At 66.6% G+C, this 15,220-nt stretch carries 11 protein-coding genes; 3 read left to right on the plus strand and 8 right to left on the minus strand.

What is annotated here, in order from left to right; all coding sequences use genetic code 11:
• Positions 1-51 precede the first annotated feature (51 nt).
• From ACA027_RS02085 to hemE, 3 genes are all read right to left on the minus strand, one after another.
• Positions 52-1,125, minus strand: coding sequence for a type II asparaginase (locus tag ACA027_RS02085; protein ID WP_370682492.1), 1,074 nt, complete (start codon positions 1,123-1,125; stop codon positions 52-54).
• A 315-nt stretch (positions 1,126-1,440) separates the two neighbouring features.
• Positions 1,441-3,666, minus strand: a complete 2,226-nt coding sequence (gene priA, locus ACA027_RS02090) for a primosomal protein N' (protein ID WP_370680756.1) — start codon at positions 3,664-3,666, stop codon at positions 1,441-1,443.
• Between the two features lie 412 nt (positions 3,667-4,078).
• Positions 4,079-5,191 carry a uroporphyrinogen decarboxylase gene (hemE, locus tag ACA027_RS02095; protein ID WP_370680757.1) on the minus strand — a complete coding sequence of 371 codons (1,113 nt, stop codon included), beginning with the start codon at positions 5,189-5,191 and terminating at the stop codon, positions 4,079-4,081.
• Positions 5,192-5,446: 255 nt separating this feature from the next.
• On the opposite strand from hemE, the gene gltS reads away from it, so the two are divergent.
• On the plus strand, positions 5,447-6,676 hold the full coding sequence (gene gltS, locus ACA027_RS02100) for a sodium/glutamate symporter (protein ID WP_370680758.1): 1,230 nt from the start codon (positions 5,447-5,449) through the stop codon (positions 6,674-6,676).
• A 199-nt stretch (positions 6,677-6,875) separates the two neighbouring features.
• Complete coding sequence (locus ACA027_RS02105; RefSeq protein WP_370680759.1) at positions 6,876-7,712, plus strand: GNAT family N-acetyltransferase; 837 nt, start codon at positions 6,876-6,878, stop codon at positions 7,710-7,712.
• Positions 7,713-8,069: 357 nt separating this feature from the next.
• On the opposite strand, the gene ACA027_RS02110 is transcribed toward ACA027_RS02105, so the two are convergent.
• From ACA027_RS02110 to ACA027_RS02120, 3 genes are all read right to left on the minus strand, one after another.
• Positions 8,070-8,528, minus strand: coding sequence for a CoA-binding protein (locus tag ACA027_RS02110; protein ID WP_370680760.1), 459 nt, complete (start codon positions 8,526-8,528; stop codon positions 8,070-8,072).
• Positions 8,529-8,592: 64 nt separating this feature from the next.
• Complete coding sequence (locus ACA027_RS02115; RefSeq protein WP_370680761.1) at positions 8,593-10,857, minus strand: protein-disulfide reductase DsbD family protein; 2,265 nt, start codon at positions 10,855-10,857, stop codon at positions 8,593-8,595.
• 109 nt (positions 10,858-10,966) lie between these two features.
• On the minus strand, positions 10,967-12,484 hold the full coding sequence (locus ACA027_RS02120) for an MATE family efflux transporter (protein WP_370680762.1): 1,518 nt from the start codon (positions 12,482-12,484) through the stop codon (positions 10,967-10,969).
• Positions 12,485-12,654: 170 nt separating this feature from the next.
• Here ACA027_RS02120 and ACA027_RS02125 point away from each other — a divergent pair, with 170 nt between their 5' ends.
• Positions 12,655-13,524, plus strand: a complete 870-nt coding sequence (locus tag ACA027_RS02125; RefSeq protein WP_370680763.1) for a creatininase family protein — start codon at positions 12,655-12,657, stop codon at positions 13,522-13,524.
• Between the two features lie 73 nt (positions 13,525-13,597).
• Here the strand turns inward: ACA027_RS02125 and ACA027_RS02130 are convergent, their stop codons facing one another.
• Both ACA027_RS02130 and ACA027_RS02135 read right to left on the minus strand, forming a co-directional pair.
• Entirely contained in the window at positions 13,598-14,194 is a 597-nt protein-coding gene (locus tag ACA027_RS02130) for a hypothetical protein (RefSeq protein ID WP_370680764.1), read from the minus strand.
• Between the two features lie 104 nt (positions 14,195-14,298).
• Complete coding sequence (locus ACA027_RS02135; RefSeq protein ID WP_370680765.1) at positions 14,299-14,970, minus strand: histidine phosphatase family protein; 672 nt, start codon at positions 14,968-14,970, stop codon at positions 14,299-14,301.
• Between the last annotated feature and the right edge of the window lie 250 nt (positions 14,971-15,220).

The following is a 15,220-nucleotide window of genomic DNA, read 5'->3' on the forward strand; positions in this document are numbered from 1 at the left end:
GCCAAGGCTGCCGTCCCCCTGGGGGGAAGCCGCGAAGCGGCTCAGGGGGGATCAATACTCCATAAACATCCGCTGCAATTCCTGCGTGCTGGCGCCCTTGCTCAGGGCCAGCATGGTCAGGATGCGGGCTTTTTCCGGGCGCATATCGTGGGCCACGACCCAGTCGTATTTGTCGTCGGGCTGCTCGGCATTGCGCAGCACAAAGCCGTAGGGCACGCGCGAGGCGCGCACCACGATCACGCCCTGGTTGCGGGCGTCCTGCAGCGGCTTGACCATGCGGTCGGCCACCGAGCCATTGCCGGTGCCGGCGTGGATGATGGCCTTGGCGCCGCTTTGTACCAGCGCATTCACACCCGTGGGCTGCACGCTGCCGTAGGCGTAGACGATGTCCACCTGGGGCAGCTGTGTGAGCTTGTCGATGTTGAATTCGGACTGGTTGGTGTGGCGCTTGGCCGGGGCGCGAAACCAGTAGTTCTTGCCCTCCACCACCATGCCCAGCGGGCCCCACTGGCTCTTGAAGGCGCCAGTCTGGATGTTCACATCCTTGTTCACATCGCGTGCGGTGTTGATCTCGTCGTTCATGGTCACAAACACGCCCTTGCCGCGCGCGTCGGCAGACGCCGCCACGCTCACGGCGTTGACCAGGTTCAGCGCGCCATCGGCCGACAAGGCGGTGCCCGGGCGCATGCTGCCCACCACGGCAATGGGCTTGTCGGTGTGGACCGTCAGGCTCAGGAAGTAGGCGGTTTCGGCCAGCGTGTCCGTGCCATGGGTGACGACAATGCCGTCCACATCGGCCTGCTTGGACAGGGCTGAGACGCGCTGGGCCAGGGCCAGCAGATTGTCGTTGGTGAAGCTTTCGGAGGCGATCTGGAACACCTGCTCGCCGCGCACATTGGCCACCTGGGCCAGCTCGGGCAGGCCTGCCAGCAGCTTGTCCACCGGCACCTTGGCGGCGGTGTAGGTGGCGCTGTTGATGGTGGAGGCGCCAGCGCCGGCAATGGTGCCGCCGGTGGCCAGCACCACCACATTGGGCTTGGCAGCGGCAGGGGCCGCAGCGGCTGCAGCGGTGATGGTGGCCGTGGAGGCGGCGTTGGCCGTGCCCACAGGGCCGGCCAGCAGCATGGCGCCCAGCATGGAGGCGGCAGCCAGACGGCTCAGGGGAAAGCGGACAGAACGGGGAGCAAATCGCATAGACCTTCCTTGGTACAAAGCAGCAACAGGTTGCACACCTTGCGCGTGCGATCGCTCACTCGCAATGCGGGCTAATCCGAATGGTGGTTGCGCTGCATGGCGATGGATGCTCTTAAAAAGAGAGCGGCTTGCGCAATGGGGTGTTGCATCTCTGAGTAGAAGCCGCCAGAGATGCAAGGCACTCGGGCAAAAGCTGCTTTGAAAGTGAGAGCGTCTACCCCGGCGCCCACAGCAGCAACGGGTGGGTTACAGGCTTTGCGGGTCCACATCCACCAGCCAGCGCACCAGGCCTTTGTGGGCGGGCTGGCTGCGCAGCCAGTGCAGCCAGGGCTGCCAGGCGTGCAAAAAGCGTTGCAGGGCGCGGCGGTCGGTCGCCTCGATCAGCATCTGGGCGCGCTCCACATCGGCCACGCGCTGCATGGCCATAGGAATGGGTGGGAACAGAAACACCGCATCGAGGTGGGGCAGCTGGCCTTGCTGTGCGGCCTCGCTGGCGGCGCGCAAAAACGCCTGGGCCGTTTCTTGTGTTTTGGCATCGGCCCGCACCAGGGCCTGGAAGGCAAAAGGCGGCATGCCGGCATCCTGGCGCTCGCGCAGCTGCTGGCCGGCAAAGCGCGGGTAGTCATGGGAGCGCAGGGACTGGAACACGGCGTGCTCCGGGTCATGGGTCTGCACCCACATTTCCGGCCGGCTGCCTTGGTTGGCCACATAGCTGCCATCGCGCCCGGCGCGGCCGGCGGCCTGCATCAGCAGGCAGAACAGGCGCTCGGGTGCGCGGAAATCGCTGGAAAACAAGGCGCCATCGGGTTGCACCGCAGCCACCAGGGTGATGCGGCGAAAGTCATGGCCCTTGGCCACCATTTGCGTGCCCACCAGCACGTCGATCTCGCCGCTGTGCACCTGCTCCAACTGCTGCTCCAGCGCGCCCTTGAGGCGGGTGGTGTCGGCATCGATGCGGCCCACGCGTGCGGGTGCGCCATCCGGACGCTGCACATTGCGCAGCAGGCGCGCCAGCTCTTCTTCCAGCTGCTCCGTGCCTTTGCCCAGCGGCAGGATGTCGGGGTTGCCGCATTCCGGGCAGGCGTGGGGCACGCGCTGGGTAAAGCCGCAGTGGTGGCAGCGCAGCGTGCGGTCGCCCTTGTGAAACACCTGGTGGGCGCTGCAATGCGGGCAGTCGCTTTTCCAGCTGCAGTCGGCGCAGAACAGCACGGGGGCAAAGCCGCGGCGGTTGAGCAGCACCAGGGCCTGCTCGCCGCGCTGTACGCGCTCGGTGATGGCGCCCAGCAGCGCCGGGGAGAACACGGTGCGCCGGGGCTGCTGGCGCATGTCCACCAGGCGCACGCGGGGCAGCTCGGCCGCGCCGATGCGGCTGGGCATGTGCAGGCGCAGATAGCGGCCGGGGCCACCGTCGGTTTCGGGCTCGCTGGCATGCCAGCTTTCCAGCGAGGGCGTGGCGCTGCCCAGAATCACCTGGGCGCCCTGGGCACGGCCGCGCCACAGGGCCAGGTCGCGGGCGGAGTAGCGTGCGCCTTCCTGCTGCTTGTAGCTGGGGTCATGCTCCTCGTCGACCACGACCACCTTCAGCCCCGGCAGGCTGGCAAACACCGCCATGCGCGTGCCCAGCAGCACCCGGGCCTGGGCGCTGTGGGCGGCCAGCCAGCTTTTGAGGCGCTGCGGGTTGGTCATGCCGCTGTGCATGCTGACCACGGCCTGGGGACCGAACAGCGGGGCAAAGCGGGCGGTAAAACGCTCCAGCAGCTGGGGCGTGAGATTGATCTCCGGCACCATCACCAGTGCCTGGGCCTGCGGGTCGGCCTCCAGCGCCTGCTGCACGCGCTGCAAATAGACCTCAGTCTTGCCGCTGCCGGTGGCGCCAAACAGCAAAAAAGGGCCGGGGTGTTGGTCCATTTGCGTGCAAACGCTTTGCTGTTCAGCACTGAGTGCTATGGAGTTTTCGGCGAACGTTGGCGTGAGCAGCGTGGCATCTGCCTCGGCCTGTGCCGCCATCTCGGCGGCCAGGGTGGCCTGTGCCTTTTTGCTCAGCTTTTTGGTCTTGGGCGGCGCCAGGCGCCGGGCCAGTTGCTCGGCCGTCATGTCCTTGAGGGCCGGGGGCAGGCCGGTGAGCGCGATTTCGCCCAGGCTGCGCTGGTAGTACTGGGCGGCAAAGGCCACCAGACGGCGCCAGCTCGGTGACAGCGGCGCCAGGCCTTCCAGCACGCTGCGTACGGGTTTGAGCTGCTCAGGGGCCAGGGTCTCGGTCTGCTCCGGCTTGTCCCAGACCACGCCCAGCAGCTCGCGTGTACCCAGGGGCACACGCACCAGGGTGCCTGGGGGCAGGCTGTGCGGGGCTGTGTAGCTCAGCAAGCCCCCCACGCCGCTGTGTACCGGCGTGTGCACCGCCACATGCACGACACAGGCGGTGGTGTCGGTGGGGGCAGGGGGACAGGGGGGGGCGTGGGGCGAAAGCGGCATGCTGCAAGGCTTTCCACAGGAGGGACGTCAAACAGGTGGCGTTTCTGTGGATAACTTTGTGGGGATTATCCGGTGGAACGGCTGGCGCATGCGGGAGCAGAAAACCCTCAGCGCCTTGGCAAGATGTTGTGCTTGCTGTGATTTTCGAATTAAATCAATGACTTATGACGTGTTTCTGTGATTTGGTGCTTCTCAAAAAAAGCGCCCCACAGGCCATGGCCGCAAGCGGGTTTCTGTGCATAAGTTGGATGTGCACATTCGTCAAGGGCTTGCCAGCGGCGCACAAAATGGCAGAGAAACAGGGCGCAGCCTGGCAAGGTGCGGCTATTGGCGGCCGATGCGAGTGGGTACTTGCGAGAAGCCCGCAGTTACCCACTTTTTTACATTCAGAAACAATGCGCCGCTGTCTGTTTTAACCCGCACGCAGTGCGCGCGAATGCTGGTGCACGGTCTCCACCAGAGCCGCCACATGCTCGGGCGGGGTGAACTGGCTGATGCCATGGCCCAGGTTGAAGATATGGGTGGGGCCGGTGGTGCTGCGGTCGGTGTGGGGCTTGCCAAAGCTGTCCAGCACGGCGCGGGCCTGGGCGGCCACCTGCTCGGGCGGGGCAAACAGCACATTGGGGTCGATATTGCCCTGCAGCGCCTTGCCGGGGCCGCCCACCTGGCCGCCCACGATGGCGCGGGCCTTGGCCAGGTTCACGGTCCAGTCCAGGCCCAGGACTTCGCAGTCCAGGCTGTTCATCTCATCCAGCCAGACGCCACCGCCCTTGGTGAAGACCAGGCGCGGCACATCCTGGCCGTCCACGCCGGTGCGCTTGAGTTGTGCCAGCACGCGCTTGGTGTAGGCCAGGCTGAACTGCTGGAACATGCCGTCGGCCAGCACACCGCCCCAGCTGTCAAAAATCATCACGGCCTGGGCGCCGGCATCAATCTGGGCATTCAGGTAGATGGCTACGCTGTCGGCGTTGACTTCCAAGATGCGGTGCATCAGGTCGGGTCGCGAATACATCAGGCTCTTGACCAGGCGGTAGTCATCGCTGCCGCCGCCTTCGACCATGTAGCAGGCCAGTGTCCAGGGGCTGCCGGAAAAGCCAATCAGCGGCACGCGGCCGTTGAGCGCCTTGCGGATGCTGGTGACGGCATCGAACACATAGCGCAGCTTGTCCATATCGGGCACTTGCAGCTGGGCCACGGCGGCCTCATCGCGCACCACCTTGGCGAACTTGGGGCCCTCGCCCAGGGCGAAAGACAGGCCCAGGCCCATGGCGTCGGGCACGGTGAGGATGTCGCTGAACAAGATGGCGGCATCCAGGGGGAAGCGCTCCAGCGGCTGCAGCGTGACTTCGGTGGCGTAGTCCACATTGGTGGCCAGCCCCATGAAGCTGCCGGCCTGGGCGCGTGTGGCGCGGTATTCGGGCAGATAACGACCCGCCTGGCGCATCAACCACAGCGGGGTGTAGTCGGTGGCCTGGCGGCGGCAGGCGCGCAAAAAGGTGTCGTTCTGAAGGGGGGCAAAAGACATGGAAAGGCTCACACGAAATGACCCGGCGGTGGACGTCAGCGCATGCTGCGGCTGAGGGGCAGGACGCTGCCTTGTCCGGCGGGGGGATGGGGGAGCGGGGAGTGTAGCGGATGGCCCCGTTTCAGGCCGCCATGTCGCAGTGCTGCGGCGGGGTTCCGGCACAGGCTGCTGATACAGCGCAAACCCTGGGTTTATGCCTCAACTTGTTACAACATGGTTACTATTCGCGACCTCTGCTGACTTCCTCTCCCTACCGTGTCCCTGCCCGAGACCCTGCACCTCCCCGCCTTCCAGAGCCTGACGCTGGCCATTCTTTTGTTCTTTGTCGGCCAGAAAGTGGCCGCAGCCTGGGAGCCGCTGCGCCGCTACAACATCCCCGAGCCGGTGGTGGGGGGCTTTCTGTGTGCCAGCGTGGTGGGGCTGGCTTACGCCGTGCTGGGCCTGCGCATCGAGTTCGACCTGCAGGTGCGCGATACGCTGCTGCTGTACTTTTTCGCCGGCATCGGCCTGAAGTCCGATCTGAAGACGCTCAAGGAAGGCGGCAAGCCGCTGCTCATCCTGCTGGCGCTGGCCTCGGGCTTTATCGTGCTGCAAAACCTGCTGGGCATGGGCGTGGCCGAGCTGTTCGGCCTGGACCCGCGCGCCGGGCTCATGACGGGCTCGATCTCGCTCACCGGTGGCGTGGCCACCACGCTGTCCTGGGCGCCGCATTTTGTGGACCAGCTGGGCATTGCCAATGCCATGGAGCTGGGCATGGCCAGCAATATGGTGGGCCTGATTGCCGCCTGCACCATTGGCGGCCCCATTGCCGGCTGGCTGATGCGCCGCTACGCCATCCAGGGCAGCGGCACCACGGCCCTGGATGTGGGCGTGTCCCTGCAGCAAGCCACGGTCAAGCTGGACTATTACGGCGTGCTGCGGGCCCTGCTGTGGCTGAACCTGGCCTTGATGATTGGCGGTGTGCTGACCCCGCTGTTCCAGCAGGCCGGCCTGCAGCTGCCCATGTTTGTGGGCTGTTTGATTGGCGGCATTGTGCTGCGCAACACGGCAGGCCGCTGGATGCTGGGCCGCCGCTACCGCAGGCTGGGCCAATTCCACTGGCACAGCATGCGCGAGGGCCTGGCCATGATCTCGGACATCTGCTTGGGCCTGTTCCTGACCATGGCGCTGATGGGCCTGCAGCTGTGGGTGCTGGAGGGCGTGCTGGGCTTTGTGTTGACGGTGCTGGTGCTGCAGGTGTTGCTGGCCATCGCCTTCACCACCTTCATCGTCTTTCGCACCATGGGGCGCGACTATGAAGCGGCCGTGGTCTGCGCCGGTTTTGGCGGCATCACCCTGGGCTCCACCGCCACCGCCGTGGCCAATATGACGGCCGTGGCCCGCAGTCATGGCGCGGCGCACCGGGCCTTTATCGTGGTGCCCCTGGTCTGCGGCTTCTTTGTGGACATTGTCAACGCCCTGGTGATCCAGTTTCTGGTGCGCTGAACCACCAGCTACAAGCCGTGGGGATAGGCACGACATGCAAAAGTCATGTCTTTGCCATGGATGTGTCACATACGACAAGCACACTGCATGCCGTGAGACGAAGTGAGCCAACAGGGACGTCGGTGGGATCAACCACTGTCGTGTAAGACCCGGCTTCGGACTCACGCGAATTTTCAACGCGCAGGTGCTCGGAGGCAGTATGGACATCCTCACCATCCCGGCAACTGGCGCGGCGGGCTCAGCAAGCCGCTTGCGCCAGGCCCTTCCCGCCAGCCGCCCGGCGGCTCCCGAATTGGCCGTAGGCTGGGCCCGGCATCTGGATGAGGTGCGCGCAGCACAGCGGCTGCGCTACCAGGTCTTTGCGGAGGAAATGGGCGCCAAGCTGCCCCAGGACCAGCCGCACAGCCTGGCGGGCCATGATGCCGACCACTTCGATGATTTTTGTGAACACCTGCTGGTGCGCGACCAGGCCACGCAGAAGGTGGTGGGCACCTACCGCCTGCTGACCCCCAGCCAGGCTCGCCGTGCCGGTGGCCTGTATTCGGAAGGCGAATTCGACTGCAGCGCGCTGGACCCGCTGCGCGAAGACATGGTGGAGCTGGGGCGCAGCTGCGTGCACCGCGACTACCGCAGCGGCGCCGCCATCCTGGCGCTGTGGGGTGCGCTGGCTGACTTTATGCAGCGCAACCGCCTGCAGTCCATGGTGGGCTGCGCCAGCCTGCCCTTGCACCACCCCGGCTTGACCTATGGCGAAGGCGCGGCCCGCATCTGGGCGCAGCTGCCGGAAAAAAGCCATTGCGACCCGCAGTGGCGCGTGCGCCCGCTGCTGGCCCTGCCGCTGCGCGAGCAAGAGCTGGCGGCGCAAGCCGACGGCCCCGCAGTGGAGCTGCCGCCGCTGGTGCATGGTTATCTGCGCATGGGGGCCAAGGTGCTGGGGGCGCCGGCCTGGGATCCGGATTTCCAGACAGCGGACCTGCCCATCATGTTGCAAATCGCCGACCTCCCCGCTCGCTACCGCCGCATGCTGGGGTGTTGAACAGGACACTCCCCTGAGCGGCTGTGCCGCTTCCCCTCGCTCTCGCATCGCTGCGCTCGCGGGCAAGGGGACGACAGCCTCGCTGCGGGGCGGCCCTTGCTCGCTGTCCCTGGCGAAAGGGGTCTAGGCAGACGATGGAGATAAAGCCACAGCTTAACGTTGGGGCGAGTCTGTACAGCTAAAGATACAAGGTTGCACTTTCCTCAACAGGACAAGAGTGTGAGCTAGCTGCACAGCACGTAAAACTGGCGCGGCCCAAAATCAGGGCTGCCGCGCAAGGGCCGCCCCGCCGCGCTGGCAGCGTCCTCCTGCCCGCGAGCGAAGCGATGCGAGAGCGGGGGGAAGGCGCAAAGCGCCTCAGGGGGGTGAGACCAAGCGCCGATGCTCAATTTTGATGCAGGCGTCCTGCATCACCAGCAGCCCGGCTTGCGCGGCCAGCGCGGCGGCGGGCTCGTTCACCACGCCTTGCTGCAGCCACAGGCAGTGCGCACCGACGGCGATGGCTTCCTGGGCGATGGGGGGAATGGCTTCGCTCTTGCGAAAGCAGTCCACGATGTCGACCGTGAGCCCTTGGGCGGTCAGGCTGGCCGCTGCCTCGCTCACGCTGGCATAAACCTGCTCGCCCAGAATCTTTACACCCTCGGCGGCCACCACGGGGTTGACCGGAATCACGCGCAGCCCATGGCGTTGCAGATACTCGGCCACCTCATGGCTGGGCCGGTCGGCCTGCGGCGACAGGCCGACGACGATGACGTTGCAGGGCGGCTGCAGCAAAGCGTGCAGGGCGGAGTCGGATGCGTTGGCAGTGTGTGGCATGGGGGGAGTGTGGCCCAGGTGCTGTGGTCTGTCTGTCACGCAGGTGGGTTGTTGTGCGTGATGTTTACAGCTGGGCCAGGGCCTGCCGCACCTCACTGATCGACAGCAGCTCGCTCAGTATCTGGGGTGGTTTGCCCGGTGCGTACAGCACATAGACCGGCACGCCGCTGCGGCCCAGGCGGCTCAGCTCGGCGGTGATGGCGGGGTCGCGCCGCGTCCAGTCGGCGCGCAGCAGGGCTACGTTGCGTTGCGCAAAGTCGGCCAGCACGGCCTGGTCGGACAAGGTGGTTTTTTTGTTGAACTGGCAGGTCACGCACCAGGCAGCGGTGAAGTCCACAAACACCGGCTGGCCGGCGGTCTGCAGGCTGGCCACCTGCTCGGCGCTCCAGGGCTGCCACAGCGCAGCCTCGGTTCCGGAGGGCGTGCTGGCAGACACGGTGTCCACCGGCTGCAGCACCAGGCGGCCGGCCGAGGGCAGCAGCCACACCGTCAAGGCCAGCACCAGGCCAGCCAACAGCCAGCGGCTGCGGCCGGACAGCGTTAGCGCCCAGGCCAGGGCGGCCAGCAGCAGCAGCAGGCCCAGCAGCGCGGCCGCGCCGTCAATGCCGCTTTGCTGGCCCAGCACCCACACCAGCCACACCACGGTGGCGAACATGGGGAAGGCCATGGCGCGGCGGAAGGTGTCCATCCACGCGCCGGGGCGGGGCAGCCAGCGCAGCACGGCGGGTATCAAGCAGGCCAGCACATAGGGCAGGGCCATGCCCACGCCCAGGGCGGCAAACACCGTCAAGGCTTGCACGGCGGGCATGCCCACGGCAAAGCCCAGCGAGGCGCCCATAAAGGGCGCGGTGCAGGGCGAGGCAATGGCCACGGCCAGCACGCCGGAGAGGAAAGCATCGGCCACCGGATGGCGCGCCTGGGCGCTGGCCCAGCGACTGGGCAGCAGCATGCGCAGCTCGAACATCCCGGCCAGATTCAGGCCGATGAGGGTGAACAGCGCTGCCAGCGCAGCCACCACACCGGGCGACTGCAGTTGAAAGCCCCAGCCCAACTGCTCGCCCGCTGCGCGCAGGCCCAGCAGCAAACCGCCCAGGGCCAAAAAGCTCACGATCACACCTGCGCCATAGGCCAGGCCACCGGTGCGGCGTGCGGCCGCCGTGGTGCCGGGCTGGGTGAAGGCCAGCAGCTTGATGGCCAGCACCGGGAACACACAGGGCATCAGGTTCAGAATCAAGCCGCCCAGCAGGCCGCCAAGCACGGCCAGCCACAGGCTGGTGTTGGCACCAGGGGCGGTACTGTCAGGGCTGTCGGCTGGCTGCACTGCCGTTGCCGCCACGCGGTTGGCCTCCAGTGCCGCGGCCAAGGCCGGGGAAACCGTGGCCACATCGGCCGCCTGCCACTGGCCTTCCACCGGCGCCACCACGCGCCAGGCCTGGGCGGGCGGGGCATGGGCCACATCGCTGCCGGCAGCGGGCAGGCCCAGCACAATGGGCAGGCTGGTTGGGGTGTCGCCGCGCATCTCGGACAGCGGCAACTCGGCCGTCCAGCTGCCGCCGCGCCAGGTCTGGGTCCAGTCCTTGCCCAGCTCGGCCGCATGTACAAAGGTTTCGGCCGATTCGGGGTAGAAGGCGAGCTGCTTGCCCAGGGCGGCGGCAGGCAGGCCGTCGACCTGCAGGCGCACGCGTTCGCCACCAGGCAGCACGGTAAAACGGGCCTCGCCATTCAGTACCTGGGGAGCCCGGTGGGCGGCTTGGGCAAAGTCGGCGGCGGCCATGGCCATGCTGCCCTGCACGGGAATGTCCAGCGTGAAGCGGCCGTCTTCGGGAATGCACTCCACCCGGCAGACCAGCCAGCTGGCCTGCAGCTGGATGCGCAGCTTGCCGTTGGCCTCCGGCACGAAATCCGGGGTCACGGTCACGGGCACCGGCAGCAGCACCTGGCCTTCGTAGCCATAGTTCAGCATGGTGCCCACGCGGATTTGCTGGGGCACAGGCCATTGGATGTCACCCGCCTCCAGGCCGGGGGGCAGTTGCCAGTCCAGTTGGGTGGGCAGGCCGGAGTCGCCGGCGTTCTTCCAGTAGGTGTGCCAGCCGGGCTGGTGGCGTATGCGCAGGCCCAGCGTCAAGGGCTGGCCGGGCGCCACGCCATGCGGGGCCAGGGCCACCAGCTCGGCATGTACGCGCGGGGTCTCCACGGCGGCGCTGCTGGTTGCGGCCTGGTTGCCCAGTTTCAGCTGAATCTGGGCATGGGCCGCAGGCAATCCCAGCAGGGCGAGGGACAGCAGCAGGCGGGCGAGAAAAGCGGGAAAGTGGAGGGCAGGCAAAGACATGGCAGCGGTTGGAGGCAGGAGTGCCATTTTGGTTCCAGAGCGTGAAGCCAGTCTTATGTGCCAGCCTTATCTGCCCGTTTTGCGCAGGGGTGTTGGGGCGCAGCTTGCTTCAACGGGAAGGTCGGACGTCTGGCACGGGATCGGCATGGGTGGGCGCGGAATAACCGGCCTCGGCTCCCACGCTGCACACCGGCGTGGGCGGCTGCCCGGCGACCTCGGCCGGTGTGGCCACCGGGTCCTGCGGGGCTTGGGGCAGCATGCGGGCGGATCGCCAGCTCCCCCAGCGGTAATAGGCCAGGATCATCAGCACCGAGGCCGCCGAGCTGATGGGAAAGCTCCACCAGATGGCGTCCACCCCCAGCGCCGGCTGCAGCCACTTGGCCGCCGGCACGCGTATGCCCCACATGGCAATGCCCAGAATCACCATGGGCACCAGCACGGCGCCGGTGGCGCGCACCACGCCCGAGAGCACAAAGGTCACGCCAAAGAACAGAAACGAGCCTATGGCAATGTGGTTGAGGTGGCGGGCCACGGCAAGCGAGGCGCTGCCGGTGGGCAAAAACCAGCCCAGCACCCAGCGGTCCAGCAGCACGATCAGGGCAATCAGGCTGCCCGTCATCACGATGTTGGCCAGCATGCCGGCGCGGGCCGTGGCGTCCACACGCTTCCACAGGCCTGCGCCCACGTTCTGCGCCGCCATGGACGAGCAGGCCGCACCGATGGCCATGGCCGGCATTTGCACATAGGTCCACAGCTGTAGCGCGGCGCTATAGGCCGAAGCGGTGAGCACGCCGTAGGCATTGACCATGGAGATCATGGCAATCATGGCCATGGAAATCATCACCAGCTGCACCCCCATGGGCAGGCCCTTGACCACCAGGGTGCGCACAATGGCCGGATCGGGTTTGAACAGGCCCAGCTGGCGCCGACCAATCCACAGCGGATGGCGGCGCAGCCGCAGCCAGGCCAGCAAGGCGGCAAAGCTCAGCCCATTGGCCACCAGCGTGGCCATGGCCGAGCCCTGCACGCCAAAGGCCGGCACCGGGCCCCAGCCAAAGATCAGCAGCGGGTTGAGCGCAATGTCCAGCAGCACCACCAGCAGCAAAAACCAGAACGGTGTCTTGGTGTCACCCGCCCCGCGCAGCACGGCGGTGACAAAGCTGAACATGAACAGCAGCGGAATGGCCAGAAAAATCACCTGCAGATAGGCCTCGGCCAGCGGCAGCGAGGCCTCGGGCGTGTCCATCCAGCGCATCAGGCTGTGCGATAGCGGCCAGCCCAGCAGGGCCAGCACCAGCGAAATCAGCCCAAAAAACGTGGCGCTGCTGCCCAGCACCCGCTTGGCCTGGGCGATGTTGTGCGCCCCCATGGCCTGGGCCACCAGGATGTTGGTGGCCATGCTGATGCCGAACATGGCACCCACCAGGGCAAACAGCACATTGTTGGCATTGGCCGTGGCCGTCAGCGCCGCTTCGCCCAGATGGCCGCCTACCCAGACCGCATTCACCGAGCCATTGAGTGACTGCAGCACATTGCCCGCCAGTATGGGCAGGGCAAACACCAGCAGCGTGGGGGCGATGGGGCCTTGGGTCAGGTCGCGCAGGGCGGGCTTGGAGGGGGAAGGCATGGCCCATTGTGGCCGGGCTGCAGAAAAAACCATAGCGGCCAGCGCGCATGCAGGGCGCGGTTACATGCGGAATCCGTCGCAGATCCGCCAGGAGGGTACAGCGCAAGCTATGAATTTCAGAGAGCCTCCATGCCGCCCAGGGCGCGGGTGCGAAGCGCAATAATGCCGTCATGGACGACACAAAAGCCTCCTCCCCCACAGTCTTGCCGCGCTGGCCCGCAAGCCACTGGGCCCAGGTCTCGGCCCGTGACTTTGCGCTGGCTCAGGGCAACGGCCTGGCTGCGGCCACCGTGGCCGTGCTGCCCGTGGGTGCGGTGGAGCAGCATGGCCCGCATCTGCCGCTGGCGGTGGACACCACCCTGGTCGACGGCATCGTGGCCGCCGCCCTGCCCCAGTTACCGGTCGAGCTGCCGGTGCTGGTGCTGCCCACGCAAAGCATAGGCCTGAGTCTGGAGCATGAAAGCTATGCCGGCACCCTGGGCCTGTCGCCCGCCACGCTGCTGGCGCTGTGGACCGAGATCGGTGCCTGTGTGGCCCGTGCGGGAGTGAAGAAGCTGCTGCTCTTCAACGCCCATGGCGGCAATGTCAGCAGCATGGACATCGTGGCCCGCCAGCTGCGCATGCAGTGCGGCCTGCTGGTCTACCACAGCAGCTGGTTCAATCTGCCGCTGCAGGGTGCCGATGCTGCTTTCAGTGCCCACGAACACCGCTTTGGCGTGCATGGCGGCGAGGTGGAAACGGCCATGATGCTGCACCTGGCGCCCGAGGCGGTGTGCATGCAGCATGCGCAAAACTTTGCCTCCAGCTCCGAGCAGCGCGCCCAGCACTATCCCATTCTGGGCAATGGCAAAAGCGCCAAGCTGGGCTGGGCCATGCAGGACTACAACCCCCAGGGCGCAGCCGGCAATGCGGCGGCCGCCGATGCAGCGCGGGGCAAGGCCCTGGTGGACGCTGCCGCCGCCAGCCTGGCAGCGCTGCTGCAGGAAATCCACCAACTGCCCGCCAACACCGTGGCTGCGCTGCCCCGGCCTCTGGACTGAGCCTGCAGGGAACGCGCACGCGGCGCGCGTGTTGGTGAAGGTGATGGGGGCGCGGCTTCAGTGATCGGCTGCGTCAAGCGCTGGCGGGCAGCAGATACAGGCGCTCCTGCTGCCAGTGGTGCAAGGCCTCGCGCAGCACCAGCAAGGCGGCGGCTGCGCGCGCCTCGGTAGGCAGATGGGGGTGGTGGCCGGCGTAGTGGCGGCTGGCCTGGCTGGCCAGTTGCTCGAACAAGGCTTCCACCGCTTGGCGCGTGACATGGTCCGGGGCTTGGCCGGCGGTGGGTGCATGGCTGCCCAGCGTGGGCTGGCCGGCGGCCTGTCGGGCCAGCGCCAGCAGCAGCGGATCCTGTGTGACCAGCAGGCTGTCAGGGGGCAGCAGCCGCGCGACAGGCATGACGGCGTCTTCCACCTCCATGATGCCCACCTCCAACTGAATGGCCGTGGGCAAGGCGTTGCCAAAACTGCGCTGTGTCAGCGGCAGCAGGCCCAGTGGCAGCAGGTGGAGCACCGGCACGGCATGCCGCGGGCCGCCTTGGCTGACCAGCAGCTGGCAGTTGGCGTCGTCCATGGAGAACAGCGCCAGCGTCTGCGTGTCGGCCAGGGTCTGGCCAAACAGGGTGCGCAGCTGGCGCATGAGAGCCGCGTGGTCAGCGTGCAGAAGATGGGGCATGGAAGCTTGGTGGCAGTGCAAAACCCCGTTGTACGCCAAGTCTCGGGCAGGGGCCAGGGTGGTGGCCTCCTGCCGGAGGGGGCTGTTAGAGCGTGTTCACGCTGTTAGGCGAAGGTGGCCCAGTCGCGGGTCTCGGGGGTGTCCAGATGGTTCAGGGTGTTGAAGGTCTGCAGCATCAAGCGCTTGGGGCTGATGCTGAATTCCGTCACCGCGCTGTTGCGCAGGCGCATGTTCAGCGCAATGCAGGCCTCGGGTGTGGTGCCCAGCACCTGGCCGACGGCGGTGGAAATCGGCCCGCCGCTGCTGACCAGCAACACATTGCCGCCCGCATGCTGCTTGCGGATCTGCTCCAGCGCCTGGTGGATGCCGTCGGAGAACGCTTCCCAGCTGGGCATGCCCTGGGGGGTGATGACGCCGCTCATCCATTGGGCCAACGCATCGCACAGCAGGCGAAAGTGCAGGCGGTAGCGCTCGGGGGTGTCTGGTTTTTCCAGCGGCTCGGTGTGGATGCAGCGGATCAGCGCATGGCTGTCGTACTCATTGAGTGCGGGCAGCGCCGTGGCGGCGGGCAGGCCGGGTAGCTGGCGGGCAATGCCCTCCAGCGTCTGCGCATGGCGGTGCAGTGTGCCGGTGAACACGGCATCAAAGGACTGCCCGTGCTCCTGCCAGTACTGGCCCAGGCGCTCGGCCTGCGCCATGCCGCGAGGGCTGAGCTGGTCATAGTTGTCGGCTCCAAAAGATGCCTGGCCGTGGCGTACGAGGTAGAGGGTTCCCATGGGCGGATTGTTGGGCCGCGCAGGCGGGCTGCGCTGTCAACCCCGCGACCAGTTGGCGCTTGGGCGACAGCTGCTATCCCGCATGGCTTGTCTGGATTGCGCCGGCGCACAGTGCCACAGGCCGGGTTAAGATGATTGAGAGCTATTCTCATAAAACATAACAGCACGCTCCGCCTCCAGACCGCCAGATGCCTTTTTTCTGCTATGCCGTAGAAAACCATCGCCCGTCTGGAGGCGGAGCGTGCTTTTT

The organism is Comamonas sp. GB3 AK4-5, assembly GCF_041320665.1.
Taxonomy (GTDB): domain Bacteria; phylum Pseudomonadota; class Gammaproteobacteria; order Burkholderiales; family Burkholderiaceae_C; genus Comamonas.

What these genes read in the sequence shown, in the direction of transcription:
- ACA027_RS02105 (WP_370680759.1), top strand. Translation starts at nt 6,876, where the DNA reads ATGGACATCCTCACCATCCCGGCAACTGGCGCGGCGGGCTCAGCAAGC.
- ACA027_RS02110 (WP_370680760.1), bottom strand. Translation starts at nt 8,528, where the DNA reads ATGCCACACACTGCCAACGCATCCGACTCCGCCCTGCACGCTTTGCTG.
- priA (WP_370680756.1), bottom strand. Translation starts at nt 3,666, where the DNA reads ATGCCGCTTTCGCCCCACGCCCCCCCCTGTCCCCCTGCCCCCACCGAC.
- ACA027_RS02125 (WP_370680763.1), top strand. Translation starts at nt 12,655, where the DNA reads ATGGACGACACAAAAGCCTCCTCCCCCACAGTCTTGCCGCGCTGGCCC.
- ACA027_RS02130 (WP_370680764.1), bottom strand. Translation starts at nt 14,194, where the DNA reads ATGCCCCATCTTCTGCACGCTGACCACGCGGCTCTCATGCGCCAGCTG.
- hemE (WP_370680757.1), bottom strand. Translation starts at nt 5,191, where the DNA reads ATGTCTTTTGCCCCCCTTCAGAACGACACCTTTTTGCGCGCCTGCCGC.
- ACA027_RS02115 (WP_370680761.1), bottom strand. Translation starts at nt 10,857, where the DNA reads ATGTCTTTGCCTGCCCTCCACTTTCCCGCTTTTCTCGCCCGCCTGCTG.
- ACA027_RS02085 (WP_370682492.1), bottom strand. Translation starts at nt 1,125, where the DNA reads ATGCTGCTGGCCGGCCCTGTGGGCACGGCCAACGCCGCCTCCACGGCC.
- ACA027_RS02135 (WP_370680765.1), bottom strand. Translation starts at nt 14,970, where the DNA reads ATGGGAACCCTCTACCTCGTACGCCACGGCCAGGCATCTTTTGGAGCC.
- ACA027_RS02120 (WP_370680762.1), bottom strand. Translation starts at nt 12,484, where the DNA reads ATGCCTTCCCCCTCCAAGCCCGCCCTGCGCGACCTGACCCAAGGCCCC.